The organism is Alkalibacterium sp. AK22 (assembly GCF_000585255.1).
Classification (GTDB): domain Bacteria; phylum Bacillota; class Bacilli; order Lactobacillales; family Carnobacteriaceae_A; genus Alkalibacterium.
In genome coordinates this window covers 114,438-140,438 of the sequence record NZ_JANL01000015.1, presented here as the reverse complement: position 1 = coordinate 140,438, position 26,001 = coordinate 114,438, and the positions used below count along the sequence as shown (strand labels likewise).

The window sequence follows — 26,001 nt, the reverse complement described above, 5'->3', positions numbered from 1 at the left end:
TGAAGCCCTTTTATTTATTTTTATGGCATTTAAACTAGGAGCCTCTCTGGAAAAGAGTTGATTATATCCCTTTCGTCTTTGAGTTAAATCCTACTTTTACTCCAATTAAATGGATTACTTAGCCGGCTTCAATACCCAAGTTTATAAAAAGGACCACTACCGCTGCAGTGGTCCTTTCAGTCATCTAGTCATCCTATTCAGTTTTTTTCGTTTCTTTTTCGTAAATACCGCCTTTGCCAAAGAACTGCCTGGTCTGACTGACAATCACGGGACTCAGGATCAGCAGCCCGATCAGGTTGGGCAGCGCCATCAAGCCGTTCAGTGTATCCGCCAGAGCCCAGATTGCACGCAGGCCACCGACTGCTCCAACAACAATCAGCGGAATAAAGAGCAGGCGGTAAAAAATGATCGACTTGGGTCCGAACAGAAATTCCATACAGCGCTCCCCGTAGTAGGACCAGCCCAGTAAAGTGGAAAAGGCGAAGAAGACCAGGCCGAAAGTGACGATATAGCCCCCAAACAAGATCCCTTCATCAAAGGCCGAAGTGGTCAGCGCAGCCCCATCCAGACCGGTATCAACAGCCCCGGTCATGACAATGACTAGCGCCGTAATGGTACATAAGACAAGCGTATCGGCAAACACTTCAAAGATTCCCCACAGCCCCTGACGGACAGGGTGATCCGTGGTTGCGGCAGCGTGAGCGATTGGTGCACTTCCTAGCCCCGCCTCATTGGTGAAGACTCCTCTCGCTACACCGTAACGGATGGACAGAGTCAAGGTTGAGCCGACAAAGCCGCCGACAGCCGCAGAACCTGTGAAGGCATCACGGAAAATAATACCGAAAGCACTTGGAACCAGCTGGATATTGGCCAGAATGATGATCACTCCACCCAGTATGTAGATCGCAGCCATAAAGGGAACAATAATTTCTGTGACTTTACCGATTTTTTTGATTCCGCCGACAATAACCAGTGCCACCAAGACGGCCAGAACAACGCCTGTAATCCAGGGTTCGATATTGAAAGTCGTTTGCAGTGAGTCAGCTACTGAATTCGACTGGACCATATTGCCGATTCCAAAGGTCGCAGCAGCTCCGAAAGCCGCAAACAAAACAGCTAGCCATTTCTGATTGGCCCCTTTGTCTAGGTAATACATCGGGCCACCGACAAAACGCCCATCCGGAGTTTTTTCCCTGTATTGAATCGCTAGGACCACTTCTCCGTACTTCGTGGCCATGCCAAAGAGCGCCGCAATCCACATCCAGAACACCGCTCCCGGGCCGCCAATTGCAATCGCCGTACCGACTCCGGCAATGTTACCCGTTCCGACCGTCGCTGCCAGTGCCGTTGACACAGCCTGAAAAGCCGTGACTTCCCCTTCACCGACCTGTTCTTTAGCAAAAATTTTCAAGAACGTCTGCTTCATTACATAAACAAACTTAGTAAATGACACGAAGCGGATCATAAAGGTCAGCACGACGCCCGTTCCCACGATCAGAATCAGAAACGGCCAGCCCCAGACCAGATCATTCACCCCCTCATTCACTTCCAATAGCCATTCAAGCATTCTTTCCATCATATCCTCCCCTTTTTTAATCCTTTTCTCATTTTGTGCATAAGAGTAATATACACAATTATTGGCCTCCTGTATATCTCTTTTTCATGCTTTTGAAAATAGTGAATAGAGCTGGATAAATTCATAAATAAACAGTGTCTCAAAGCAGATGAGCTGGCCAGACCTTTTTTTAAAAAAAAGTCTGGCTTGTGTACTTTGTGCGAGAGTTGGGACCCCTTTTAAAGACTGCCAAATGTTAACGGGGCTCTATAGCGTCTTTAGAGACCCGTTAAATTGAAGGCTTCACTGAAACTAGTCTCTGTATGCATTTGGTGACAGATTTATTGTAATCATAGATAAGAAGTAAAACGACGAATGAACTTCCATTCGTTTATAGTAACTCTCGCCTCCGCTCATCCAGGATGACGTTGTTTCACCCGCGTAGTTGAGACAACGTCATCTGCATCATCAAAACAAGCGGGTTACCAAAAAAGCTGGACGAGACTTTACTGCCTTTTTACGCATTTTTTGAAGGTCGAGGGAGCTGTATGTTTAGACAAGCTGTTTTTAATGGTTAGATAAAAATATACTGCGCCGCCGCCCGTTGTGCTATACTTTCTTTACATAAAAGGAGACAGCTTGCCTAGGACCTGCTTGTGCTGCGTTGCCTTTTCTGTACTAGTCCCCTGACACACTGCAGTGGGGACACTCAACTGATAAGGAGATGCTTTATGCTGGATTTACTGGAATACACTTGGCCCTTTTTGCTTTTCGAAGGCTTTTTCTTGATTAGTGGTATTTTAATGCTGCTTACAGGGATAAAGATACGCCGACAACATAAATGGCCGGCTCTTTTAGTTACACTCTTGAGCTCCGTAATCATCCCTTTCTCTATCTATTTGCTTTACTGGACCTTCATGTTAGGTTACAATTCATAAGTTTTCTTTTTTGGGGACTAGTCTGAACAGTGTTTGGCGTATATCGTTATAACCCACTAACCTTTCTCTCCAGGTGCCCGATGTTAATCTTACGTTATGTTTAATCTAGAATTATTCAGTCAGGGGGTGAACATTTTGAAGCAAGTAGGTTTGACGCTGCTATTAATGGGTTCTATTATCTATGGGGCCGTACTTATTGCCGCTACCGTTTATGCTCAGATACTGATAGGGGCAGACGGAATAGGCTGGAATTCGATCTATGGTGTATATGGTACAGCTTATAGAGAGGTGGGACTCCTTCCCAGCTTTTTGGCCGCCGGTTTATGTGCAGCTGGTGCAGCTATTGTATACACCTCCTGGAAAAAAGAATAGCCGTAAAATAGAGATTCTTCTTACACTTAAAGGGTCTCTATTTTATTATTCAACTTTACGCTTCTGTTTAGGCAATTTCTTCTGCAAAACGGTACATATGATACACTGTCAACCCGTCTGTTTGGCGCTTTTCCATCACTTTGTAGCCAAGATGCTCATAGATTTCCTTGTTGGGTTCATCAGCTGTATAAAGGTAGATGCCCGAAGCCTTCCTATCTTTGGCCACCGTTTCTGCCTGCTGCATCAGCTTGCTTGCCATTCCCATGCCCCGGTGGTCTGACCTTACTGCTATGGCTTCCAGCAGGATAGCCTCTTCAGGGACCGCTTGGGAGGAGCTGATCATCCGCCCCACCTTAAAGGCCTTGCTCCAGTTAATTTTTAATAGTAGCGGGAAAGCACGGAAATCCTGGGGCAAAATAATTCTGAGCAGACGGGGCAGCGGCAATCTAGTCTTTCCTTTCATAATCAGGATCCCGACAATCGCCTGGTTCAGCCTGGCCATGTAAACCGGCTGACCGGCTTCAAGGTAGATGCGGGTCTTAAGAATGGACAATAGCGTATACCTGTATCTGACACCTGCTTTGCGGACATCAACAACTTCTTTTGTGATCCCTTCCTGTTCGAAGGCCGTAACCAGCAAGGCCATGGCTTCTTCCACATCTTGCGGCCTTAAGGGATCGATTTCTAGCTGACTCATGTCTCTCCTCCTTCTATTCTAAAATAAACCTATTCATCTCTTGCCTCTCTCCAGTTCAGATCCTGCCCTCATTCTGTGAGGTTCTCGACCAGATACTCTTTGTCTCTCTTTCCCTACCGTGTTCTGCTTCCTCATCTGACAGTACTTGCCGGTAAAGCGGACGGTAGACCAGCTTGCCGTTTACACGCAGACTTTCCATCAAAGACAGAGATCTCACCGCAATCTTTGCCTCCTCGACTACTATAGGCAACTCGTCTAAACTCTGGTTTTCTTTAAGCCGAACCTTTTTCCCCAAAGTGATGTGCGGCCGGTAAGGCCGTTCTTCCGCCTGAATTCCTCTGTGAGCCAACGCCTGCTCCAGTTCTTTGTACAAGGCGTTTAAAGCGCTCATTTCACCGTCTACTCCAAGCCAGACGATGGCCTTGCTTCCTTTAATAAACTGACCTGGTCCAGACAAATTCAGGTTAAAAGGTCGGCTGTTATAAGCGGCCTGATCTACTGCTTCTTTAAGCCTGTTTTTCAGGGCTTCATCTCCGTTTCCGATAAAGCGGACCGTCAGATGAAAGTTTGACGGCTCAGTAAAGCGGCCTTCTGCGGAAGCTGTTCTAATTTGATCCTGTACCTTTTCAGCGGACTGTCTGACCGCTTCTTCCAGTTCTATCGCAATAAACCATCTCATCTGCTACTCATTTCCTCTCTTAGACAGCAACCTGCTGTGTGTTTGCTTTCCTTTTATTATACTCTACTTTCTGCTGCCAGGTCCCCTGAACCCCTGGAAAGAGGCTTTCTATCTTCCGCAGTTTTGCCTGCTGACACAGACAGTCTACCTGAAAACAGCTTGAATAATATTCAAACCGCCTGCTGGCGTGAACCGTTTTTCCTGACACAAATCCTTTGGCGGTAGACACTGTATCTATGCTAGAATGAAGAACGGAATCGAATCTATGAAAACAGAAGCGAGGATCAGTCATGATAGCGAAAACAGCAGAAGATTTTGAAAAACTAAAAGAAATCGGACGGATCTGCGGCAAGATCCGTGACGAACTTGTCAGCCGGACGCAAGCCGGCATAACGACCAAAGAACTGGATGACTTGGCAGGTAGACTTTTTGAAGAAGAAGGAGCCGAGTCTGCACCGAAAAGTATTTATGACTTTCCCGGCTTCACTTGCATCAGTGTTAACGGCGCTGTGGCTCACGGCATCCCTGACGACTATGTAATTCAGGAAGGTGACTTGGTAAATATCGATGTTTCTGGGTCCAAAGACGGCTACTTTGCGGATACAGGTATTTCCTTTGTCACAGGCAAGGGGCACCCCGTACTGCAGACGGTCTGTGATGTGGCCAAAGAAGCTTTTGAAGCCGGCTTAACTCACGTCAAGCCGGGCGGCTACACTAGCGCTTTAGGGAAAGCTGTCCAGGAGACCGCTAAACAAAACGGCCTAACCATCATCAAAAATCTGACCGGTCACGGCATTGGCCGCTCAATCCACGAGAAGCCGGATCATATTTTCAACTATTATTCCAAGTGGGACGACGTCAAGATGAAAGATGGCATGGTCATCGCCTTTGAACCTTTTATCTCTACCAAGGAAGAAGAAGTCTTTTTAGGCGAAGACGGCTGGACTTTTCTCACGGAAGAAAGCTTCGTGGCCCAGTATGAGCATACAATCATCGTCACCAAAAACGGGCCGGTCATCACGACCCGATAACCCGTTAGGCAGAAAGACTTGAGAACTGTGTCACTCTCTAGTGCTGAATACCCGTTGTATTCAGTACAATATATAGAAGCTGCCTTACTGTGTGTGATTGCATACAGTCATACAGTAAGGCAGCTTCTATATATTGTAATTGTTTTCAAAAAACGCTTCTATTTTATATGACTTGTTTTCTGATTCTGGTTGAGACTTTTTCTGTAGCAATGACAAAGACGAGGATCAAAATCATGATCATCAGTGCTTCATCGAATCGTCTAAGCGTCATGGCAGTAGACAGTTCTACACCTATCCCCCCAGCTCCTACAAGACCAAGCACGACCGCTGAACGAATAGCTTTTTCGAGTGCATATAGACTGGTCGCCACAAAGGACGGAAAGCCCATTGGAATAATCGATCCTATGATCACTCCCACCTTTGAAGAACCCGTCGCTTCCAGCGCCTGAATCGGTCCGGCGTCCAGTTCTTCAATCCGTTCAGAAAAGAACCGGGCACAAAACCCGACACTGTCGACAGTAATGGTTAGAATCCCAGCCAGAGGACCCAACCCTACAGATATGACAAATATCAGTGCCCAGATCAAATCAGGGATGGTTCGAATCACAGAAACGAGACTTCGCACAAATCCTGCCAGTACCGGACTCGGACTGGTATTTGCTGATGCCAGTAAAGCTACCGGCAGGCTGATAAGCGTTCCGAAAGCTGTCCCTACCAGTGCCATTTGGAAAGTCGAGAACATCGCTGTAGTGATAAAAGATAAGCGCGAAGCATCCGGTGGAAAGGCTCTAGCCAGAAAAGTCATCATATTGATCAGACCGGTCCATAATCTGTCTGGGGTAATATTTGTGCTGTATAGACCTTGAACAAAGAGTGCCAGGAAAATGATCCATCCTATTATTGAGAATAGAGACGGTTTCTTCAATCGCTTAGGCATGTTCTTCAAATACATATTATTGGTCGCCATTTTCGCTGCCTCCTTCATCTTTTTCGGCTGTTGTCTCATAAAGCCAGTCCAAATCACAGGCAGCTAACTGACTGTTTTTCTGGTCTATGACTACATCCCCATTTTTCAGCCCAATAATCCGTTCACCATATTTTAGAGCCACGTCCATTTGATGCAGGACACAAATGACGGTCAAATTTCTTTCCCGGACTATTTCCCAAAGGAGATCCATGACTTCCAGGCCAGCTTTAGGATCCAGACTCGCTATGGGCTCATCGGCAAGCACTACTTTCGGTTCCTGCATCAGCATACGGGCAATAGCTACTCTCTGCTTTTGTCCACCTGAGATTTTGTCCGCTCTTTGTTTGGCCAAGTGACTTAGACCCACTCTATCCAGGCATTCCATTGCTTGTTTTCTCAAAGCGTCTGAAGCAAACGGAGCCAGTGTCTTTGCAAAGAACCCGACCCGGCCTAATGCCCCAAACAAAACATTCTGAAAGACACTGACGTTTTCAATCAGGTTAAAATGCTGAAATACCATGCCAATATCTTTTCTTGTTTCCTTTAGAGACGGTTTATCGCTGATATCAATCAGCTGCCCATTAACATGAATACTCCCCGCGCTTGGCTGTTCAAAGCCAGTAATGCACTTGAATAAAGTAGATTTTCCCGAGCCGTTGTGCCCCAGCAGCACTACCCCTTCACCGGACTTCACTTCAAAGTCAACGGTTTTTAGTGCCTGCGTTCCATCAGAATATGTTTTTCCTAAATCTTTTACTGCAACAGAATTCACTTTTAGACCTCCAAAGATTATAAATCGATTCCTAGTACACTGTATGTCTCTCTCATTAAATCATAGTCAGAATCCAGAATTTCAATGATTCTGGCAGACATATACTTATCTCTTTCTCCACTGGAGAGGATACTTTCAATTATTTCATCTTTATTGTCAAGTAGCCTCTGCTGCATCTCTACTACAAAATCTTCCGGTAAATTAGGACTCACAACAAACGGGTCTGCTGGAAGAGGGGGGCCTTCTTCAAGAATTCTATACTTCCCTTCTCCATCTTCTTCTACCATGCTGTGATAATCCTTGATTCCAGTAGCTAGAACATCTACTTCATGGTTCGTAAATGCTTCGATTCTAGCTGCGTCCAAAAGTAAAATTTCTACATCATTGTCTAAATCAAAGCCTGCTTCAACCAACATTGCGCTTGGCCCAATGTGTCCACTCGTGGATCCTGCATCCTTCATAGCTATTTGGCTGCCTTTAATATCATCTAATGTTTCGTATTCGCTGTCTTCATGTACGATAATTACCGCATTGTACTCATCTCTTTCAATGGCGACAATCGGTTCTACTCCCGGAATCGCACTTTTTATCTGCGCGTATTCCGACGGTCCGGCCAGAACGATATCTACTTGGTCAAACTCCAGGGCGTTCGTTGCAATCGTCCGGTCCGATACAGGGAAAAATTCCACATCCACTTCCAGTACCTCTTCAAGTTTTTCCTGAAAGGGTCCAAATGCGCGCTGCAGTTCTTCCATGCCCTCCAGCCCAGTATCAGCAAATCGTAATGTGGTCGGCCAATCTTCTTTTAGTTCTGTTTCAGTAGCTTCAGCTTCAGTCTCAGCCTCTCTAGCCCCTTCATTTCCACAGCCTACTATGACCAATACAAATGCCATCAATAGGCTGACTAACCCAATGCTTTGTTTCTTTTTCACTTGTAATACCCCCAACACTTATTTTTCTTACATAAACAACCTAACATCCCTATATGTATTTATAGTAATCTGTCTGTAAAGTTCCTGTAAAACTGTCATGCAAGCGTCTTTCTTCTTTGTAAACTTGTACAAGAGCTACACAGCAACGGTATGGAAGAAAGTGATTTAACCCTTTAAACAATAAAAACCACCGAAACAAGAGAACAGCGTCCTTGTTTCGGTGGTCTTTAATCTGTTCAACGCAGCTTTTCCAGACTTTATTTTACCGGTTTGCAGCAAAAAAGCCTGTTTCGTCTATACCGATTCTAAGCAGGTCGTAAGGTTGTTGCTTTGTTGAATAGCGCCCCTCACCTTACATCTTCTGCCTGTGTATAGAGGCCCGCCCCCACTAGTCTAAGTCTGATTACTCCCTTGATATTTCGCAGGCTCCACTGGATTCAGATCCATCTCGAGATCGGTATTTTTTAAAGCAGCGAGTACAAACAGGAGGTAGATCCGTCCTGACAGAGCAATCAGGAGACTAACTGAGACGAAGGCTGGTGAAAAGACGGTCAGGGCGGCCGTCATGAAGACGGTAGCGCTGCCCATCAGGATCAGATAAGCTTTGTCTTTTTTCCGGTAGACTTCATACTTTTCCGGGCGGTTACGTTGAGCCAGCAGGCGGGCTACGGCTTCCAGAAGTTTATGAAAAACAACTAGCTCCAGAATCAGATACAAAACCGGATAATACATCAGCGGCAAATACGTGTCGAGTGGCTGACTGGCCAGTAGATTCCAGAGGCTCTCAGCGAGCGACAGGACAATCAGTACATCGAGCACTTTTTTGATGACGGTCTGGCTGCTTTCTGGGAAGGTATAATCCATTTCACTGAAGCCCTGCCTGACAATCAGCCAGCCGACAAAAGCCGGGAGAATCGTTAAACCGCCGAGGGTAATGGTGACATGGACCAGCACAAACCCCCAGATGATATGTTTAAAGCCTTTTTTCATCGTTATCCTTCCTTTCTTTCCCTGATGTAGCGGTACAAACCGAAAAAGGTAAAGTTCGAAGGCGCATGATCGATGCCGTAAAGCCGAAAGACTTGCTCACCCTCTGCTGTTTCAAGCATTAATTCAGGTGAAATCCTTAGCTGACGGTACGCATCCAGAATCTCTGACGGCTCCTCAAGCTTTTTTTTAGTAGAAAAAATGTCGCCCTCTCCCAAGGTCAGACCTCTTGCTTCAGCTGCGGGCCGTTCTTCAACAGATACCCCGACCTGCTCCTCTACTGCTTTGGGGCCGCTGAAAGTCAGTTCTCCCAGGGTGAGGCTTTCTTCAGCCCGATAATGGGAGTCCGCTTCCCGACTGATGTAAAATCCCCCGTAATACCTCAGAGGTTGCTGGTCATTTACCTGTTCATAGAAGCTAAGCAGGCCGATGTCGGCCCTCATGACGCTGTCGTCACTCAGATGAATATCCAGTTCCGAGATCTGCTCACCTGAAAGCTGACCCAGCTCCTCAAAGGGCGGGAGTTCCATCCTGATCCGCCGAACAACATAGCGGCCATAATACTGGCCTGAAGAATTTTCATACCCATCTTCTGGTTGTAAAGCTTGTATGTAAATTTCAGGATACCCAGGCAGCGACACTTCTTTGACGGTTCGCCTGTCTTCCACGTTAGTAATGTACAGCACGTCCATTTCCAATCGGTCTTCACCCTGAGGGCTGCTGACAAGATTCAAGTCATACACATGCTCCAAAAAAACCGGTTCATCCAGTCTGCTGTGCAAGGAAAGCACATAACCCAAAATCATGAGGATACCCGTCAGAAAAAGAATTCCCTTGAATAATTGATGATTGATTGGCATCAGACACTCCTTTAGTTCTTTTTTGTTGTTTTAATTAATCTAAACGCTGACATGTTCAGTTTAACAAAACTGAAGCTGAGAGGACAGGAACATTTGAAAGCATCAGGCTTTTAAACCTTGAACCTGTCCTTTTGGTCCTCAAAACAGCTGACAGAAAAAACTTTACCGCTAGGCTTAGATCCTTCGATGAGGAGACGGTTCAGTGAGTCACACCCTGTTTCAGATCAACTGAGCCGCCACTTTTATACGCCTACTTTTGGGAAAAACAAAAAGGACCCGGCTGAAGCAGACAAAAGTACCGGTTGGCTGTCATCAGTGGTACACTGTAGATACTTTAATGAAAAAAGAAAGAAGGCAGATAAATATGACTCCTGTAAAGCTGACTACTCTGACAAAAAAAGGCGGCTGCGGCTGCAAGATTGGCCCGGGCGAGCTGCGTGACGTCCTCCACAGCCTTCCCGAAACAAAAAAAGACCCGAACCTGCTGGTGGGACTGGATACCGGTGACGATGCCGGGGTCTACAAGCTGACGGATGATCTGGCAATCGTTCAGACCCTGGACTTTTTCACCCCAATTGTTGATGATCCTTATGATTTCGGTCAAGTAGCGGCGGCCAACGCTTTGAGTGATGTCTATGCCATGGGCGGCACGCCTGTAACGGCGCTCAATATTGTAGCTTTCCCTATTTTTGACCTGGACAAAGCCATTCTGAGCGAGATTCTGCGCGGGGCCAGTGACAAAGTTCAGGAAGCCGGCTGTAACCTGGTCGGTGGACACTCGATCGATGACCAGGAGCCTAAATTTGGCTTGTCTGTGACCGGCACGATTCATCCCGATCAGATCCAGACCAATGCGGGTGCCCGGATCGGCGACCAGCTGATTTTGACCAAACCGATTGGTGTCGGCATTTCGACAACGGCTTTAAAACGCGGTTTATTGTCTGATGAAGAAGTCAGCCGGGTAACGGCTGTCATGGCCATGCTCAACAAAGGCGCCGCTGAAGTCATGAAAAACTATCCTGTTCATGCCTGTACCGATGTGACCGGTTTTGGCCTGCTGGGTCATCTCGGTGAAATGGCAGCGGAAAGCCGCCAGGCCATCACTTTGATGAAAGATCAGGTCCCAGTCCTTCCCCGTGTCCGTGAGCTGGCCGAGCAGGGAGTCGTTCCTGGCGGATCCAAGAGTAATCTTCGGCACGTCAAAGAGGCGGTCCACTTTGATGACCGCCTGGACGAGATCGACCAGCTCATTCTGGCAGACGCTGTGACTTCCGGAGGTCTCCTGATGGCTGTGGAGGCTGCACAAGCCGAGGCACTGCTTGCAGAGCTTAAAGCTAAAGGACTCGATGCCTCCCTAATCGGGTCAGTAACTGATGGACCGGCCGGCCAACTCTTTGTCAAATAAGAAAGGATTGCCTTATGTTTATTAATGTGACACCTGAAACTCTCCACCGACAAAAAGCGCAAGGACACATCATCGTCGATGTTCGGTCGCCTAAAGAATTTGCAGAAGCAACCATCCCTGGAGCCATCAATTTACCTCTGTTTTCCGATGAAGAGCGGGCTCTTGTGGGGACTACCTACAAGCAGCAAGGCCAGCAGGCCGCCAAGGACCTGGGACTTCAATTGTTTTCAAAAAAACTGCCGGACTATGTCCGACAGTTTCAGGAGCTTGATGCTCCAGTCACCGTTTTCTGCTGGCGCGGCGGTATGCGCAGCAAGACTGTCGCTACCGTCACCGACCTGATGAATGTCAAAGCCAGCCGCCTGACGGGAGGCATCCGGGCCTACCGGAACTGGATGAAAGAGCAGCTCCAAACGCTGCCCCTACCGCCTTTTTATGTGCTGAACGGCCATACCGGAAACGGCAAGACCCAGCTGCTGCGTCAGCTCAAGCAAGAAGGCTATCCGGTGATCGACCTAGAAGGCATGGCTGGGCACCGCGGGTCGATTTTCGGGCATATCGGTCTTGAACCGAATAACCAGCGCCTCTTTAACCTTAAGCTGGGTGAAGCTCTTTTAGAGTATCAGCAAGCACCTTACATCCTCATTGAGGGCGAAAGTGCCCGTATCGGTAAAGTCATCATTCCCGAGCGAATCTACCAGCACAAAGCAAGCAGTCTGCAGCTAGTTCTGGACTTGCCCGTCGCAGAGCGGGTCCAGATTATCCTGGCTGATTATTCACCTGAAGACTCTCCTGAAGCTTTTACAGCTGCCTTTGAAAAAATCAGGCGCCGGATTCATACACCAGTGGCCAAGGCTGTTTCTTCGGCACTGGAAGAAGGCGACTATCCCTCCGTGGTCAAGAATCTGCTCACTACCTACTACGACCCGCACTATGACCGGTCGACCGATTATCCAAAAGACCAAACCGTTTACCTTGAAGCCCGGACAATTGAAGAGGCCAAAGATCAGCTGACTTCCTGGCTGCGCCACGAGCACGGACTTAGTTTCATAAAACACCCTTAGGCTGTGCTGTCTGAGAAAACATTCAGCTGATCTGTTTCTCGTCGTAGCCCGCTTCGATCTGGCGGAACACATGCTCCTTGATCTGCTCATCAGCGAAGGCGTGCTGCATGGCCGTACGTGTAAGCTGTCCGATCTCCGAAACCGTCAGGCCGCAGTATTCGACCAGGAGCATCAGCTCATCTGTCATGGTGGTATTGGAAACGGTCCGGTTATCTGTATTGATACTAATATCTATCCCCTGTTCCATAAAGTATCTGACTGGATAGTCTTTAAAGGACGGGATGGCCCGTGTCTGAATATTGCTGGTCGGACACAGTTCCAGCAGAACACCCTTTTGTCTGACCGCTTCAAGGACCTTAGGGTCATCTTTGATCGCCACACCGTGACCGATTCGGCGGCTACCCATGCTCATCGCAGAGCTTACATTGCCGGCCGACCCACACTCACCTGAGTGGATTGTCATAGCCAGTGACTGCTCTCTTGCTTCACCAACAGCCAGCTGAACGTGTGCATTGGGAAAATTGGCTTCATCACCGGCGACGTCAATCGCGGCTACCATTCCTTCTGGGAGCTCGGCGACCTCTTTGAAGAGCTGAGTATTGCGCTCTTCGCTGTGGTGTCTGAGTGCACACACAATCAGACCGGCTTCAATCGGAAAATCTTCCGTTGCCCGCTTCATGCCTGTATAAGCTGCCTGGATCACTTCTTGTGTCGACAGCCCCTTGCGCTGATGTAAAAGCGGACCGAAGCGCATCTCCAGATAGACGACCTGCTCACGGCTGGCTGCTTCAACCACGGCATAAGCCGCTTTTTCCAGGTTTTCACTTGTCTGCAGCAAGGGTAAAATTACCTCAAAGGTGGCTAGATAGTCTTTCAGGTTCCCTGAATCTGCGGGAGCGATCGCCCCTTTCATACTTTCTTTGGGGATGCCTTCCTGCTCAGCCAGTTCCTCCAGCGTATGCATGGGTACGGACCCGTCCAGGTGGCAGTGCAGTTCAACTTTGGGTAAAGCCAGAATATCGTCTCTCTTCATCATTGTGCTCCTTTTCTCTTTTTGTTCGTCTGTTGCAAGTCATTTTTATTTTTAATGACTATACTATCACAAAAGGCCATCCATTAACAGACGTTATTTAAACTTTGACTATTTTACGTTCGGCTGTACACCTGTACTCTCAAGAATCGAACAACCCTATTCCTTACTGGTCCAGTACCTTGATAGAGCATTCTATCTGCACTTTTACTATACTTACAATAAATATGTTCAGGAGGGATCCTATCTTTACTTTAGGCAGAAAAATAGACTTCAACTATAAAACCAACCAGCTCATCACAGCCTTTGCGGCTGGCTCCGGCCTTCTTTTCTGGCTTTTGACCGGTGACGTGTCCAGTGGACTGACTGCGGCTTTAGCCGTCTTTTTAACCTGGGCATTGGCCCGTGAACTCGACCCGGCCCACCCCTACTCCGCTTTTTTTGCGGCAGCCCTTACCCTCTTTAGCCTCAACAGGACAGGAAGGCTGGATGGGCTGCTGTTGTTCTGGCTGCTGCTTTTACTGCGCTGGGTCAATGGCACGACCGGTAAACGTCTGTCCCTGATGGATATGCTCGCTCTGGCCGGCTTCACCCTCTTTGTCTCCCAGTCAACTGCAAACAGCCTCTTTCTACTTTTTTTCCTGGTGGCTCTTCTTGCAGTGCCCCACAGGCTGCCGTCTAGACCCTACTTCTTGTCGGCCTTAACTGCCTGGGGGGGATTGTTCATCTGGCAAACGCTGCTGCACGGCTTGCCGGTTCTTACTCTGCTCTCACTATCCACTTTCGAGCCTTTGCTTGCCCTGACTACGGTCGTTATAGCGCCCTGTGTCTTTTGGTTTGTCTGCAAAGTTCCGACTACGTGTGACCAGGGTAATCCATTGAATTTAGCCAAGCTTTATACCAGCCTGCTGCTTTTTCTGGCTGTTCTCGTCTTTCTTCTCTTCAGTGGCGCAGAAGCCAATACTTTAATCGTTATGTCTTCAGCTGCCTGGGGACCCATGGCTTACTTTGCTCAAGGCAAACTAAAAAAATTAACTTAATATGCAACAAAAGTGTACCGCCCAAGGAGATTTCCCCTCAGCGGCACACTTTTTTGTATTCTGAACCCGTCAGCCGTATTTTTTCTGATGGGCTTTTTTCAGTTCGAGGTAGTCTTCATCTTCCCGGACAGCTATCCATTTTTTCTCAAAAATAGCAGCCGACTGAGCTTTTTCGTCGTCAATTTCTCTCTGATTGACTTCCCCTTCGTCATTATACTTTTTCCCGCCTTTATAATTCGCATAGCGGCGCGAGCGAGTGTAACCCATCTGCAGAAATTTTCGGGACATGTCCATACCGACAAAGTCCCCGGCTTCTTTATAGTTTAAATACAGCTGATAAATTTTTTCAGAAGACTCTTCCGCAATCGCCGGTGTCTTGAAGCGCCAGTACGGCAGAATCTCACTCTTGTAAGGCTCCACCATCAGCACTCCCTGCTCTCCCCGACCCACTCGGTAGAGTTCCGGCTGCTCTCTGAAATCGATGGCATCGAAATCCATATCATAATCAAACGCCATAGTTGTTCCTCCCCTTTCTGCCTTTAACCCCTCAGCAATGAGTCAGGCGTTTCAGTAACTCCTCTGATCCAAATGTTTCACTCTCTTTTCATCCACCCTACTCTATTCCTCCAGATGGTACAAAAATTATCTCTCGGATCACTTGAAATAGCCAATAAATAGTCCCAGGATATCATGCAGTATTAGGATCTCGACAGTGGTAAACTGAATACACCTATTCCTATAGAAAGAAGGTTCAGCTATGTCCACCCCTTTATATGATCCTCTCAATACTTTGAAGCCGGTTGCTGCAGATTTGTGGATTGTCGACGGCGGAATGATCCGTATGCACGTCGCCGGTCTGGGTGTGCCTTTTTCGACCCGCATGACCGTGATTAGACTCACAGATCAGAGCTTGTGGATCCACTCTCCCATCAAGCCGGAAGCCAGTCTGTTTGACGCCATTGACGCGCTCGGTGAGGTCAGGCATCTCATTTCGCCTAATAAACTTCACTATGCCTATATTCCCGAGTGGAAAAAGCGCTATCCAGAAGCTCTGGCCTGGTCTAGCCCGGGGGTAGAAAAGCGGGCCGCCTCCCAGAACATCCCCGTCAGTTTCGACCGGGCACTGGAAGACCACGCCCCTTCCTTATGGTCAGAAGACATCGGTCAGCTAATATTTAAAGGTAGCCGGGTACTGGAGGAAGTCGTCTTTTTCCATAAAAGCAGCCAAACACTGATTTTAACCGATCTTATCGAAAACTTTGAGCCAAAAAAAACAACCAGCCGCTTTTACAAGGGGCTATATAAGCTGGCTGGGACCGCTGATCCGGACGGGAAAACACCTGTTGACCTGCGCGCAACGTTCAAAGGACGCAGGCAGGAAGCTTTTCGGTGCTACCAGCAGATGCTTCACTGGCAGCCGGAAAAAATCATCCTAGCTCACGGCCGGTGGTACGACACGGATGGAACCGCTGAACTGAAGCGGGCCTTCCGCTGGCTGGAAAAATAAGCTTTCATTAGGTTGATGCATCCTTGCCTCTAGGCCTCCATACACAGCATTCAAGCCTTGTTTCTATTGACCCCTTTCCTGTTTTTTTGCTTATTTGATTTTTACCGAAAAAGTATAGCTGACTTCTCCCTGCTCCTAGTAAGCCAAAACTTCATAAACTGCACCCTCTTCTCTGGTCCACTCGAATGCTTCCGTCCCCTCCCATATTCGCACATGGTAGTGGTCCGGCTCTTCTTCAAAAAACAGCTCAAAAGAGGAACCGGCTTCCACTTCTGCCGGTTCCATTCGGGAGGTCAGTTCAGGTGGGGCCGCTGCATCCACTTCGATAGCCACAACTGTCCCATTATCATACTTCACCGACCAACTGGACGTTCCTAACACTGGACGGATGACCTCCTCCCCCTGCCTGCACACTGACTGCCAGAGGTTCTAAGTACAGTCCTTCTGAAGAGAGGGCTGGTACAGATCCTTCGGTCTCTTCCGTCACTTGACTGTTCGAGGAGTCAACCTCACCTCTACAGCCAAAAAGAGTCAGGCTGAGTGTCAAAATAATCCACTCTGCTCTTACATGCTTCATTTTGTTGTCCCCTCACTGATCACTATAAAAATAGCTGCCCGCTCACAATCGGCAGTAAACCTTGTTTAACGACACTCGATTTTGTATTATTTTATCATACTCAGCAACCATAAACCGCTCATTACTCTTTATGCCCTGTCTGCTTTTTCGCTTATACAGACTTATTTTACAGCCTCTGCTTCCACCTATGATAACGAGCCTTATCGTTTGAAGGCTGAAAAGCCGTTCGTTATAATTCTTACATAAAACGTTTGGACCATAAAAGTGCAGAAAGGATGGATACTCTTGATAAAACTGACCGGCTTGCTTTTGACTGCCCTGTTTCTTTTTGCCTGTGGAGCTGAAGGGGCCCGGCTTCAGGAAGTCCAGCCTATGGCTGAAACAGCAGAGGAATGGAGCGAAACAGATTTGTCTATGCAGTACTACAGTTCTGGCAGCCGAGAGGGCTACCTGGTTTATCAGTCCCGAAAGAGAGTGACAGCTCAACTTGAAAGCGAAGAAAACAAGCTGACCATTCATTTGAGTGAATCTGAACAACTCTCATCCGATGATACAGACCTTTACTACTATACCTACTATCTGACTCTCGGGTCTGAACATGACACTTTGGACATTACAATCAACGGGGAATCTGTCCCGATTGAACTGATCCGCTCACTGTAAAGAGGGTCCGCTCTTTTTTTCTGCACTAGCACAGGGGAATGCTGTTTCAATCTCCCTTTGCAGCAAACTTCAGCGGACTTTATTCCATTTTTTTGAATAAATGAGAATAAACTCCTTGTTTTCTCATTTTATTTTATGTATTATTTAACCTAATCACTTGAAAGACAGCTCAATCAATCCACTGAAAGAGGGTCTCCCATGACTAAGCAATCCTTTAAGCACATCATTCTCATTATTATTTCGAGGACTTGACACTGCCGCTTTTTATGCAGATGTTGAAGTCCTATTCATGATTGCTTATGAATGGGACCAAGGCCTCCCATTCTTTATTTATAGAATGGGAGGCCTTTTTCTATTCTTTAACCTCGGGTCTAGCTGTTCGACTGGAAAGGAGTTTTGAGTCACCACACGTAGACAGATTTTACACTCATTCATAAAAAAGGGGTATGTTTTATGCACGTATTCGAAAAAGTTAATCAGACATTTACACAGTATCTTTCCTGGATTGTGGTGGCTGTCGCTGCAGTCTCTTTGTTCTTCCCGATAAGCTTTTTGTGGGCATCCGGCTACACTACGTATGTTCTGCAGTTCATCATGTTCACCATGGGCCTCACCATGAAGCCGGCGGATTTTAGCGCGGTCATGAAAAAGCCCTGGCAGGTCTTTATCGTTGTTTTTGCCCAGTACCTGTTCATGCCGCTGTCCGCCTTCCTTCTTGCCCGGCTGTTCCAGTTGCCCGCTGAGATAGCGATCGGGCTCATCCTGGTCGGTAGTGTCCCTGGCGGCACATCCTCTAATGTGATTGCCTACTTGGCCAACGGGGATCTGCCGCTATCAATCAGTGCGACCTCTGTTTCGACTCTGCTGGCTCCTTTTCTGGCTCCGGCCATGCTGTCCCTATACGGTGGCGCCTACTTGAGTGTCGATTTCTGGACTCTGTTTTTCTCGATTATACAAGTCGTCCTCGTCCCTGTTCTCCTGGGCCTGCTGATCAGTAAAGGACTCGGTGAACGCACAGCCAAAGTGGAAACATTTTTACCAACCCTGTCCTCTCTGGCCGTACTGGTCGTTTTGGGAGCCACTGTATCGGTCAACCAGGGTAACCTGCTGAGTACCGGTCCGGTCATCTTCCTGGCTGTCTGGCTCCATAATCTCAGCGGCTACGGCATCAGCTATCTGGTGTGCGGCCTCTTGAAGCGTGACACGGCAACGACCCGTTCGGTTGCAATCGAAGTCGGACTGCAAAATACCGGGCTGGCTGCCAGTCTGGGTCTAGCTCACTTCTCACCCGCTACCGCTTTAGCCGCCGCCGCAGGAGCCATCGTCCATACCCTATTCGGGACGATTTATGCCAGCTTTTGCCGGAAAAAGGACCGAAAAGAAAGTCAGCTTGCAGCTGCCGAAACACCAAATCCGGCAAGTGCCTGAAACACTTATTTCAATCAAGAGCAATTACCTTTAAAGCAGTCAAAATAATAGAAAGTGGGTTTTATGATGAAATTAAGTCAAGTCGTTAGAAGTGGTCCCGATCAGTACATCTGTCAGCCAGGAGCTTTGTCCTATTTGGATGAGAAAGTCGCTCATTTCAAGAAACCGGTCATCATTACCGGCGAGCAGTCTTACGCCGCTTTCTTGAAACACTATCCGGGAGCTTTGACCTGCCCGGTTCTTTGCTATGACCGGACCGCTTCCAATGAAGACATGGCCCGCCTGGCCGCTATGGCTAAAGACAGCGACTGTGTGATTGGCATCGGTGGAGGCAAAGCTCTGGATACAGCTAAGGGGACTGCCGAATTACTGGGCGTCCAGTATGTGATGGTCCCGACCGTTCTGGGCACTTGCGCGGCCTATACCCCTGTATCAGCTGTCTATCATCCTGATCATACGTTTAAATCGGTGGATTACTACACCCAGGCTGCTTTTCTCTGTCTGCTGGACCTGTCCCTTCTGGTCGAGTCGCCCAAGGCTTACCTGCTGGGCGGAATCGGAGATACGCTGGCTAAGTGGTATGAAGCGGAAGGGATCACCCAACACCTGGATGGTCCGCTACCGGCCATGGTTTCTGTGGGCCTCCAAACAGCCGAAGTGACTCGGGATATCCTGCTTTCAGACAGCCAGGAAGCTATCCGAAGTCTAGAAGAGCAGAGGATCACCCCTGCTTTTGAACGGGTGGTCGAAGCAATCATCGCCGTTGCCGGCACAGTCGGCGGCTTTGCCGGTGAATATGGACGCATGGCAGGTGCCCACGCGGTCCATAACGGCATGTCTTTAGTCAAGGAAACTCACACTTTTGAACATGGAATCAAAGTCGCTTACGGTATCCTGGTACAGCTGGCCGCTGCAGGCAATACAGATGAAGTCCGTCAACTTCAATCCTTCTACGCATCCTGCGGTTTCCCCCATAAGCTGGAAGCCTTTGGGGTCCATGATGGTCTGAATGGAAAAATGAAAGCCATTGCTGATTTTGCTTCTAGCTCCAATGAAACCTTCACCCTTGCTGTTCCCGATGCCACTCCGGATATCATCCTTGAATCCATGCATTATCTGGAAGCTCTCGACGTTTCTATTTCGTCATTTTGACCAGGAGGAAACCCAGCTGATTAACTGTCCGAAATTCAGCCAACTGACTTCAGAAAGAGCCTTGTCTGCTGAGCAAGAGGCTAGTCCCTCCTTGCATCCCATTCGATGCGTCAAGTCTTCCGTCTATAAAAAAACAGTGCCTCATTCGGGGGGCACTGTTTTTTTGAGCTATCCCGTTTATCCAAAGCTCAGCAAGACAGGCTGGAGAACATAAACGGCAAAAACGATAACAACAATCCCGACCATGTTCATCCAAAAGCCGGCTTTCATCATATCTTCGATATCTAGCAGGTCCGCACCGAACACTGCTGCATTCGGCGGTGTCGATATCGGCAGCATGAAGGCACAGGACGAGGCTAGAGCCACAACAGCCATGATCCCGTATGGCTCCACACCAATTCCCGCAGCCAGGCCGACACTGATCGGCATCAGCATATTGGAAACAGCTGTATTGGACATGATCTCTGTCATAAACAGTACCGTAGCGGTCAGAATGATCAGGATCAGCAGATAGTTGAACCGGTCCAGGTTGGACAGGATCTCGCCGAACCAGACCGTCAGGCCGGAAGACTCAAAGGCAGCGGCCAGAGACAGCCCGCCCCCGAAAAGAAGGAGTAGGCCCCAGGACAGGCCTTTCATGTCAAACCAGTCGAGCAGACGGCCACCTTTGGTATTTGGAATCACAAAGAGCGTGGTTGCTCCAAGCATGGATATCGTCGTATCCGAGAGTTCAAAGGGCAAAAATCCGCCGAAGATCCAGAGCAGGCCGGTAAGGGAAAAGATGGTCAGCACATATTTTTCCTCGGTCGACATTGGCCCCAGTTCCTTCAGCTGTTCTCTGGCAAATTCAGATGAAATCTCTCCTTCATCCTCTACTTTAAACTTGATTTTTGTGATATACACATACAGGACCACCAGCAGAATCAGGGTGACGATGATACCAAAAGTAAACCAGTCGGCAAAGGTGATGGTCTGTCCCAGCATATTGGAAGCCACTGCCACTAAAGCAGCATTGGGTACAGAACCAACAATCGTCGCCAGGCCTCCAATGGATGCCGAGTAGGCCACGGTTAGCAGCAGACCTTTGGCAAATTTCTGAAAGGAATCTTCATTTAAAAACTCTTTTTCTCTGATCTCCTTAATCAGAGCCAGGGCAATCGGCAACATCATCAAAGCGGTGGCCGCATTGGAAATCCACATTGACAGAAAGGCTGTGGCCAGACCAACGCCCATAATGATACGACTGCTGCTGGTTCCCAGCAAGGCAATGATGCTCATGGCGATTCGCTTGTGTAGGTCCCACTTTTCGATGCCCAGAGCAATTGTAAAGCCGCCCATGTACATAAAGACAATCGGATTCCCGTATGCCATTGAAGCGGTAGCCTGGTCGGCACCACCCGTCAGCGGCAGCAGAAAAATCGGAAGCAGTGAAGTGGCGGGTATCGGCAGCGCCTCTGTAATCCACCAAGTTGCTACCCAGGCTGTAACAGCCAGCACAGCCCGCGGACTGGCATCCAGTCCCGTCAGTTCTGGGATAAAATAAATAACGGCAAACAACAAGGGGCCGGTAACCATCCCCAGTTTCTTAAAGTCAATTCTCATAAAGCATCTTCTCCCCTATTCTCTCTCCACTTACCTCCAACTTGCCCTGGTCTGCTGACTCCTATCCAGTAGACCAAACGGGCTACACCCTGTGTCAGGCGCGCATAGTACTCAGTTTATCAGACATTTCGAATATAAAGTAGCGAACACGAAGTGAATCAAGTGTTTCTGTTTAAGGTTCAAAAAATTATAAAGTTTTTGAGTGTAAAACCTTATTTTATTAAGCAATCAGCTTCCCTTTTCCCCTTGAACAATCTAATTTTCTTCTTAATTCAGCCTTTATCCTCCTTGTCTACCTGGTATGATTTATTTAAAAGGAGTGAACAGCAAAAAAAAGCAGGTCGGAAAAATCCAACCTGCTTTCTTGTTGCTGTCACCTTATTTTTCTACATTGACGTCATCACTGATTCGAATCGGTCTGAGGGCAGTACTCCAGGCACTGACCTGATCCAGCATCGCATGAATATTTTCTTCATGCATGTCAGCCGGTTTGAAGTCACTGAAGTTTTCAAAATCAGTAAAGAGAGACAGAGTTGGGTGCACGCGGACATCCGCCACTTTCAGCTCACCCATTACACCACGCAGATGCTCGGCAGCTCTGGCACCACCGGTCGATCCGTAACTGACGATTCCGGCTGCCTTGTCGTGCCACTCGTCTCTCAGATGGTCAATGGCATTTTTCAACGCGCCAGTCATACCGTGATTGTATTCCTGCACGATAAAGACAAAGCCATCCAGTTCGTTGATTTTCTCACTCCAGGCAGCAATGCCTGGCTCTGTCCCATCTGTTGTGCCTAGAAAGGGCAGCTGATATTCCATAATATCAACAATCTGATAGTTTGCATCGTCTCGGCTGTCGGCTAATTCCTTAACCCAGTTTCCAACTTGCGGGCTAACCCGGCCGTCTCTTGTACTCCCTAAAATAATTCCAATGTTCAGTTTGTTTGTCATGATTTATTTTCTCCTTTGATATACTTATTTTTTATAGGTTATGTCAAATATATAAGAGGACCAGTGTCAATCGATAGGAGTCAGCTGGCTCTCGATTTCTTTGCGTCTGGCTTCCAGAAATGGCGGCAATACCAGTTTTTCTCCGAGATGTGCCACATCCTGATCCACACTGTATCCAGGACCGTCCGTCGCGATCTCAAACAGGATACCGTTAGACTCACGGAAATACAGACTTTCGAAATAATAGCGGTCAACAAGACCTGAGGAGGCAAAGTGATTGTCCTTAGCCATCTGATCCCAGTGTGTGAGCTCGTCAGGTTCTTTCACCCGGACGGCCAAGTGGTGCACGCTGCCTCTTCCGGGACGTTCAAAGGGGCCGTCCTCTTCCCTGACCAGTATTTCGCCGTAACTGTCAGCATTGACGGTCTGAAACAGACTGTCCATCTGATTTTTGTAGACAGGTCTATACCCCATCAGTTCAGTCAGCGTATGAGAAAAGCGATCACCATCTCTGACCGTGATTTCAATCGGTCCCATGCCGCGGATTTGATGCTCAACCGGCACTTCAGAAGCAATCACTGGCTGGAAGTCTGCTTTTTCATCATCACCAGCGACCACCAGTACCAGTCTCAGTCCATCCGGATCTTCGAATTTAAGCGCCGGACGTTGAGCGAAAGTTGTCCTGCTGCCGTGATAAACATCGGCTTCTTCAAAGCGTGCTTTCCAGTAACTCAGGCTCTCTTCCGTCGGGACCATCAGTCCGATGCGGGTAATGGCATTTGTCCCGTGATGCGTCCGCCCGATGTTCGGCATTTCAAAAAAAGTCAGTCCTGAGCCGGGATTTCCGACCTGGTCACCGTAAAAGAGGTGATACATGGATGGATCGTCCTGGTTGACCGTGACTTTGACCCGTCTCAGACCCATTATTTTTCTGTAAAACCGATCCGTTTCTCTGGCATTCTTCACCAGCATGGAGATGTGGTGATGCCCTAGAATTGTTGACATGGCTTTCCTCCTTTTTTAAATTGACTAGTCAAGTGATGCACTAAAAAAAATTAGCGGTCTAATTTTTTTTCAGCATGCTTCTGTACTTTTGTCATGAGTTTGTATAATTGCCTTTGTTCTGCTTCACTCAGGCAGTCGTCCATCAGTGAGGTCTGAAAAGCCAGCTGCTGTTCAAATACACTGTCCAGCTTTTTTTGTCCCAGATCAGTTAGACTGATCCATTTGGTTTTCCACTCACTTGTCCGCTCGATATATCCCTCGCGCTCCAGCCTACTCAACATGCGCGACATGCCACCGGCGGAAATTGTGATTTTATCTGCCAGCTCACTTTGTGATAATGGCTGATACGTCCCGACCTGGTTCAAAACATCGAACTGGGCCGCGGTAATATCATACTGTTTCAAGAAATCATTGGACAACCGGGCGCTCTGATGAGTAAATCGTGCAACACGAACCCATATCAGTGATCCAAGCGTATTTTTCTTCACCGGTATCCTCCCTTTCTATAGTTATTACTTTACATGTTAACTGATAAAAAAGCAAGCCTTTTTACTTATTTTTTTTAAGCCTTTAAAGTCAGGCTGATTAAAGGACCCGTCCAGTTCGTGCATTACCCCATTTTTGTCCCTTTTGTCCGCTGATAGAGGCTTGCCCATCTTTATTGGAGAAGCCAGTCAGCAAAATTACCTTTGAAGCTGCAGTTCGCTCTTGAGAATCTGATCCAAACTGCGCCTATTTTACTTTAGCTGTAGTTCAAGCTTTGATTCAGCTTCTAAACTAAACAGTCCCTTTAATTAGTGAAGTCCAGCTCTAGTTCGTTATGCTGAACTTGTATGTTTTCTGCTTTTCTGTAGTTCAGGCGTTCCTCTTCATGTAGAACTCGACGACTGAAGGTACAGCCTGAAGGACAGACCCAACCTAAGGAAATCAAAAAAAAGGCTGCAGTCCAAAACTGCAGCCTCTTCCTCTTGTATTTTCAGCTTGACCTATTTCATTTTGACGACTTAATTAGGAGGCTCAATCAGCTTCTCAGGCCACGGCCTTTTTCAATCAGGTTCCAGCAGACGGTATACAGCACAATGATGAACAAAATCAAAATACCCATTGTCCACACGATTGGCACATCAATGACTCCTAAAAAACCAAAACGGAAGCCGGAAATCATATAAACAATCGGGTTCACCCGTGACACGCCCCGCCAGAACGGCGGCAGCATGGAAATCGAATAGAAGACGCCACCCAGATAAGTCAGCGGCTGAAGGACGAAGGTCGGGACGATTGACACATCATCGAAAGACTGGGCAAAGATCCCATTCAGCAGTCCTGCCAGTGAGAAGACAACCGATGTCATGAGCAAGGTCAGGATAACGATTGGCCAGGCATAAACCTGAAGCGGCACAAAAAAGAGTGAAATCGATGTTACCAGTGTCCCCACAAGGATACTCCGTCCGAGTCCCCCGAACACAAAGCCCCACATGATAATATGTGTCGGCACGGGTGCAATCAGCAGCTCTTCGATGTTTTTCTGAAACTTCTGTGAGAAAAAGGAAGAGGATACATTGGAATAAGAGCTGGTGATGACCGACATCATGATCAGGCCAGGCACGATAAATTCCATATAGGAAAAGCCGCCCATTTCACCAATCCGCCTGCCGATCAAATTTCCGAAAATGACGAAATACAAAGACGTCGTAATCACCGGTGGGACCAGCGTCTGGACCCAAATCCTCAAGTACCGGTTCGTTTCCTTGACCGCCAGACTTTTAAGTGCTGTCATATATAAATTAAACATGTGAATCCTCCGCTATCAGTTTTTCTTCTGTCAGTTTCAGGAACAGTTCTTCCAGCCTATTTGACTTGTTACGCATGGAGAGAACTTTGATTCCCTGCTCCGTCAGCTGGCTGAACACCTCATTGATCCCCTGGTCCCGTGCCACTTCGACAGCCAGAGTCGACTCTTCAAGCAGCTCACTGTCAAAACCAGTGATCACCGGCCGGCTGTGACTGGGTTCAATATCTAAAATAAAGGTCTCATACTGCAGTTTAGCCAGCAGCGCTTTCATGCTCGTATCTTCGATCAGCTCGCCTTTTTGAATAATCCCAATATTTCGACAGAGCATCTCTGCTTCCTCCAGATAATGCGTTGTTAAAATAATGGTCGTCCCTTTGGCATTCAGTTCCTTGAGAAACTTCCACATTTCGCGCCTCAGCTCAATGTCTACCCCCGCTGTTGGTTCGTCAAGAATCAGCAGTTTCGGCTCATGCATCAGCGCCCGGGCAATCATCAGCCGGCGCTTCATCCCACCCGAGAGCATACGGGCTTTTACATTCCTTTTTTCCCACAAGTCACTCTGCTTTAAGTAAACCTCGCTGCGCTCCAAGGCTTCCTTGCGGGAGACCCCATAGTAACCGGCCTGATTCACTACAATCTGCTGAACGGTTTCAAACTGATTGAAGTTGAATTCCTGAGGCACCAGGCCAATCTGCTGCTTGACCTGCATCAGCTCCTTGTCCAGATCATAACCGAACACTTTCACTTCTCCGGCCGTTTTATTGACCAGAGACGTAATAATCCCAATTGTTGTAGACTTGCCGGCTCCATTTGGTCCAAGCAGGGCATAAAAGTCTCCCTCCTTCACTTTCAGGTCAACACTTTTGAGGGCTTCAACCCCTCCGGCATATACTTTTTTTAAATCTTTTATTTCCAGTGCGTTTGTCATCTGTATGGTCTCCTTATTTTCTCTACTGTACTTGGCCATCACCCATTGTAACATAACTGTGCTTATT

General features: G+C 47.8%; 27 protein-coding genes. 9 read left to right on the top strand and 18 right to left on the bottom strand.

The genetic code is table 11. The features are described 5' to 3' along the window. Window positions 1-193: 193 nt before the first annotated feature. On the bottom strand, window positions 194-1,567 hold the full coding sequence (locus ADIAL_RS03510) for an alanine/glycine:cation symporter family protein (protein WP_034300142.1): 1,374 nt from the start codon (window positions 1,565-1,567) through the stop codon (window positions 194-196). 1,061 nt (window positions 1,568-2,628) lie between these two features. On the opposite strand from ADIAL_RS03510, the gene ADIAL_RS03500 reads away from it, so the two are divergent. Continuing rightward, entirely contained in the window at window positions 2,629-2,865 is a 237-nt protein-coding gene (locus tag ADIAL_RS03500) for a hypothetical protein (RefSeq protein WP_051503683.1), read from the top strand. Window positions 2,866-2,932: 67 nt separating this feature from the next. On the opposite strand, the gene ADIAL_RS03495 is transcribed toward ADIAL_RS03500, so the two are convergent. Beyond that, window positions 2,933-3,562 (bottom strand): GNAT family N-acetyltransferase, encoded by a 630-nt coding sequence (locus ADIAL_RS03495; protein WP_034300075.1) that lies wholly within the window; start codon window positions 3,560-3,562, stop codon window positions 2,933-2,935. Window positions 3,563-3,617: 55 nt separating this feature from the next. Continuing rightward, window positions 3,618-4,241: an RNA 2',3'-cyclic phosphodiesterase gene (gene thpR, locus ADIAL_RS03490; RefSeq protein WP_051503682.1), complete on the bottom strand. Its 624-nt coding sequence runs from the start codon at window positions 4,239-4,241 to the stop codon at window positions 3,618-3,620. Window positions 4,242-4,531: 290 nt separating this feature from the next. Here thpR and map point away from each other — a divergent pair, with 290 nt between their 5' ends. Then, complete coding sequence (gene map, locus ADIAL_RS03480; RefSeq protein ID WP_034300071.1) at window positions 4,532-5,272, top strand: type I methionyl aminopeptidase; 741 nt, start codon at window positions 4,532-4,534, stop codon at window positions 5,270-5,272. A 163-nt stretch (window positions 5,273-5,435) separates the two neighbouring features. On the opposite strand, the gene phnE is transcribed toward map, so the two are convergent. The 5 genes from phnE to ADIAL_RS03455 form a co-directional block, all read right to left on the bottom strand. Beyond that, the gene (gene phnE, locus ADIAL_RS03475) at window positions 5,436-6,239 is read right to left on the bottom strand and encodes a phosphonate ABC transporter, permease protein PhnE (RefSeq protein ID WP_034300069.1); all 804 of its coding nucleotides are present in this window, start codon (window positions 6,237-6,239) and stop codon (window positions 5,436-5,438) included. Then, on the bottom strand, window positions 6,226-7,011 hold the full coding sequence (gene phnC, locus ADIAL_RS03470) for a phosphonate ABC transporter ATP-binding protein (RefSeq protein ID WP_051503681.1): 786 nt from the start codon (window positions 7,009-7,011) through the stop codon (window positions 6,226-6,228). The genes phnE and phnC overlap by 14 nt, the downstream gene beginning before the upstream one ends. A 17-nt stretch (window positions 7,012-7,028) precedes the next feature. Further along, window positions 7,029-7,943 (bottom strand): phosphate/phosphite/phosphonate ABC transporter substrate-binding protein, encoded by a 915-nt coding sequence (locus tag ADIAL_RS03465; protein WP_051503680.1) that lies wholly within the window; start codon window positions 7,941-7,943, stop codon window positions 7,029-7,031. 393 nt (window positions 7,944-8,336) lie between these two features. Continuing rightward, window positions 8,337-8,933, bottom strand: a complete 597-nt coding sequence (locus ADIAL_RS03460) for a hypothetical protein (protein WP_034300065.1) — start codon at window positions 8,931-8,933, stop codon at window positions 8,337-8,339. Between the two features lie 2 nt (window positions 8,934-8,935). Continuing rightward, window positions 8,936-9,790 (bottom strand): hypothetical protein, encoded by an 855-nt coding sequence (locus ADIAL_RS03455; RefSeq protein WP_034300063.1) that lies wholly within the window; start codon window positions 9,788-9,790, stop codon window positions 8,936-8,938. A 364-nt stretch (window positions 9,791-10,154) separates the two neighbouring features. Between ADIAL_RS03455 and selD the strand changes: the two genes are divergently transcribed. Both selD and mnmH read left to right on the top strand, forming a co-directional pair. Next, a complete protein-coding gene (gene selD, locus ADIAL_RS03450) occupies window positions 10,155-11,195 on the top strand; it encodes a selenide, water dikinase SelD (protein WP_034300061.1) in 1,041 nt (346 codons plus the stop codon). Between the two features lie 14 nt (window positions 11,196-11,209). Beyond that, window positions 11,210-12,259, top strand: a complete 1,050-nt coding sequence (gene mnmH / locus ADIAL_RS03445) for a tRNA 2-selenouridine(34) synthase MnmH (protein WP_034300059.1) — start codon at window positions 11,210-11,212, stop codon at window positions 12,257-12,259. Window positions 12,260-12,281: 22 nt separating this feature from the next. On the opposite strand, the gene add is transcribed toward mnmH, so the two are convergent. Further along, window positions 12,282-13,292, bottom strand: a complete 1,011-nt coding sequence (add, locus tag ADIAL_RS03440) for an adenosine deaminase (protein ID WP_034300057.1) — start codon at window positions 13,290-13,292, stop codon at window positions 12,282-12,284. 104 nt (window positions 13,293-13,396) lie between these two features. Here add and ADIAL_RS03435 point away from each other — a divergent pair, with 104 nt between their 5' ends. Further along, complete coding sequence (locus tag ADIAL_RS03435) at window positions 13,397-14,329, top strand: hypothetical protein (protein ID WP_155849167.1); 933 nt, start codon at window positions 13,397-13,399, stop codon at window positions 14,327-14,329. A 69-nt stretch (window positions 14,330-14,398) separates the two neighbouring features. Here the strand turns inward: ADIAL_RS03435 and ADIAL_RS03430 are convergent, their stop codons facing one another. Further along, window positions 14,399-14,845 carry a DUF4385 domain-containing protein gene (locus ADIAL_RS03430; protein WP_034300053.1) on the bottom strand — a complete coding sequence of 149 codons (447 nt, stop codon included), beginning with the start codon at window positions 14,843-14,845 and terminating at the stop codon, window positions 14,399-14,401. 241 nt (window positions 14,846-15,086) lie between these two features. Between ADIAL_RS03430 and ADIAL_RS03425 the strand changes: the two genes are divergently transcribed. Then, window positions 15,087-15,836, top strand: coding sequence for a DUF4336 domain-containing protein (locus ADIAL_RS03425; RefSeq protein ID WP_034300050.1), 750 nt, complete (start codon window positions 15,087-15,089; stop codon window positions 15,834-15,836). Between the two features lie 135 nt (window positions 15,837-15,971). On the opposite strand, the gene ADIAL_RS03420 is transcribed toward ADIAL_RS03425, so the two are convergent. Together ADIAL_RS03420 and ADIAL_RS03415 are read right to left on the bottom strand one after the other, a co-directional pair. Further along, window positions 15,972-16,217, bottom strand: a complete 246-nt coding sequence (locus ADIAL_RS03420) for a hypothetical protein (protein ID WP_155849166.1) — start codon at window positions 16,215-16,217, stop codon at window positions 15,972-15,974. Next, entirely contained in the window at window positions 16,183-16,413 is a 231-nt protein-coding gene (locus ADIAL_RS03415) for a hypothetical protein (RefSeq protein ID WP_034300046.1), read from the bottom strand. The genes ADIAL_RS03420 and ADIAL_RS03415 overlap by 35 nt, the downstream gene beginning before the upstream one ends. 285 nt (window positions 16,414-16,698) lie before the next feature. Here ADIAL_RS03415 and ADIAL_RS03410 point away from each other — a divergent pair, with 285 nt between their 5' ends. From ADIAL_RS03410 to ADIAL_RS03400, 3 genes are all read left to right on the top strand, one after another. Further along, window positions 16,699-17,076: a hypothetical protein gene (locus tag ADIAL_RS03410; RefSeq protein ID WP_034300044.1), complete on the top strand. Its 378-nt coding sequence runs from the start codon at window positions 16,699-16,701 to the stop codon at window positions 17,074-17,076. 453 nt (window positions 17,077-17,529) lie between these two features. Then, window positions 17,530-18,504, top strand: a complete 975-nt coding sequence (locus tag ADIAL_RS03405) for a bile acid:sodium symporter family protein (protein WP_051503679.1) — start codon at window positions 17,530-17,532, stop codon at window positions 18,502-18,504. A 63-nt stretch (window positions 18,505-18,567) separates the two neighbouring features. Then, a complete protein-coding gene (locus tag ADIAL_RS03400) occupies window positions 18,568-19,656 on the top strand; it encodes an iron-containing alcohol dehydrogenase family protein (protein WP_051503678.1) in 1,089 nt (362 codons plus the stop codon). 177 nt (window positions 19,657-19,833) lie between these two features. On the opposite strand, the gene ADIAL_RS03395 is transcribed toward ADIAL_RS03400, so the two are convergent. The 6 genes from ADIAL_RS03395 to ADIAL_RS03370 all read right to left on the bottom strand — a co-directional run bounded on the left by ADIAL_RS03395 (window position 19,834) and on the right by ADIAL_RS03370 (window position 25,934). Next, window positions 19,834-21,258 (bottom strand): SLC13 family permease, encoded by a 1,425-nt coding sequence (locus ADIAL_RS03395; RefSeq protein WP_034300040.1) that lies wholly within the window; start codon window positions 21,256-21,258, stop codon window positions 19,834-19,836. Window positions 21,259-21,636: 378 nt separating this feature from the next. Then, window positions 21,637-22,197 (bottom strand): NADPH-dependent FMN reductase, encoded by a 561-nt coding sequence (locus ADIAL_RS03390; RefSeq protein WP_197017752.1) that lies wholly within the window; start codon window positions 22,195-22,197, stop codon window positions 21,637-21,639. A gap of 78 nt (window positions 22,198-22,275) precedes the next feature. Then, the gene (locus tag ADIAL_RS03385; RefSeq protein WP_034300036.1) at window positions 22,276-23,214 is read right to left on the bottom strand and encodes a ring-cleaving dioxygenase; all 939 of its coding nucleotides are present in this window, start codon (window positions 23,212-23,214) and stop codon (window positions 22,276-22,278) included. Window positions 23,215-23,264: 50 nt separating this feature from the next. Beyond that, window positions 23,265-23,702, bottom strand: a complete 438-nt coding sequence (locus ADIAL_RS03380; protein ID WP_034300035.1) for a MarR family winged helix-turn-helix transcriptional regulator — start codon at window positions 23,700-23,702, stop codon at window positions 23,265-23,267. Window positions 23,703-24,235: 533 nt separating this feature from the next. Next, the gene (locus ADIAL_RS03375) at window positions 24,236-25,006 is read right to left on the bottom strand and encodes an ABC transporter permease (protein WP_034300033.1); all 771 of its coding nucleotides are present in this window, start codon (window positions 25,004-25,006) and stop codon (window positions 24,236-24,238) included. Continuing rightward, window positions 24,999-25,934 (bottom strand): ABC transporter ATP-binding protein, encoded by a 936-nt coding sequence (locus ADIAL_RS03370; RefSeq protein ID WP_034300031.1) that lies wholly within the window; start codon window positions 25,932-25,934, stop codon window positions 24,999-25,001. The genes ADIAL_RS03375 and ADIAL_RS03370 overlap by 8 nt, the downstream gene beginning before the upstream one ends. Between the last annotated feature and the right edge of the window lie 67 nt (window positions 25,935-26,001).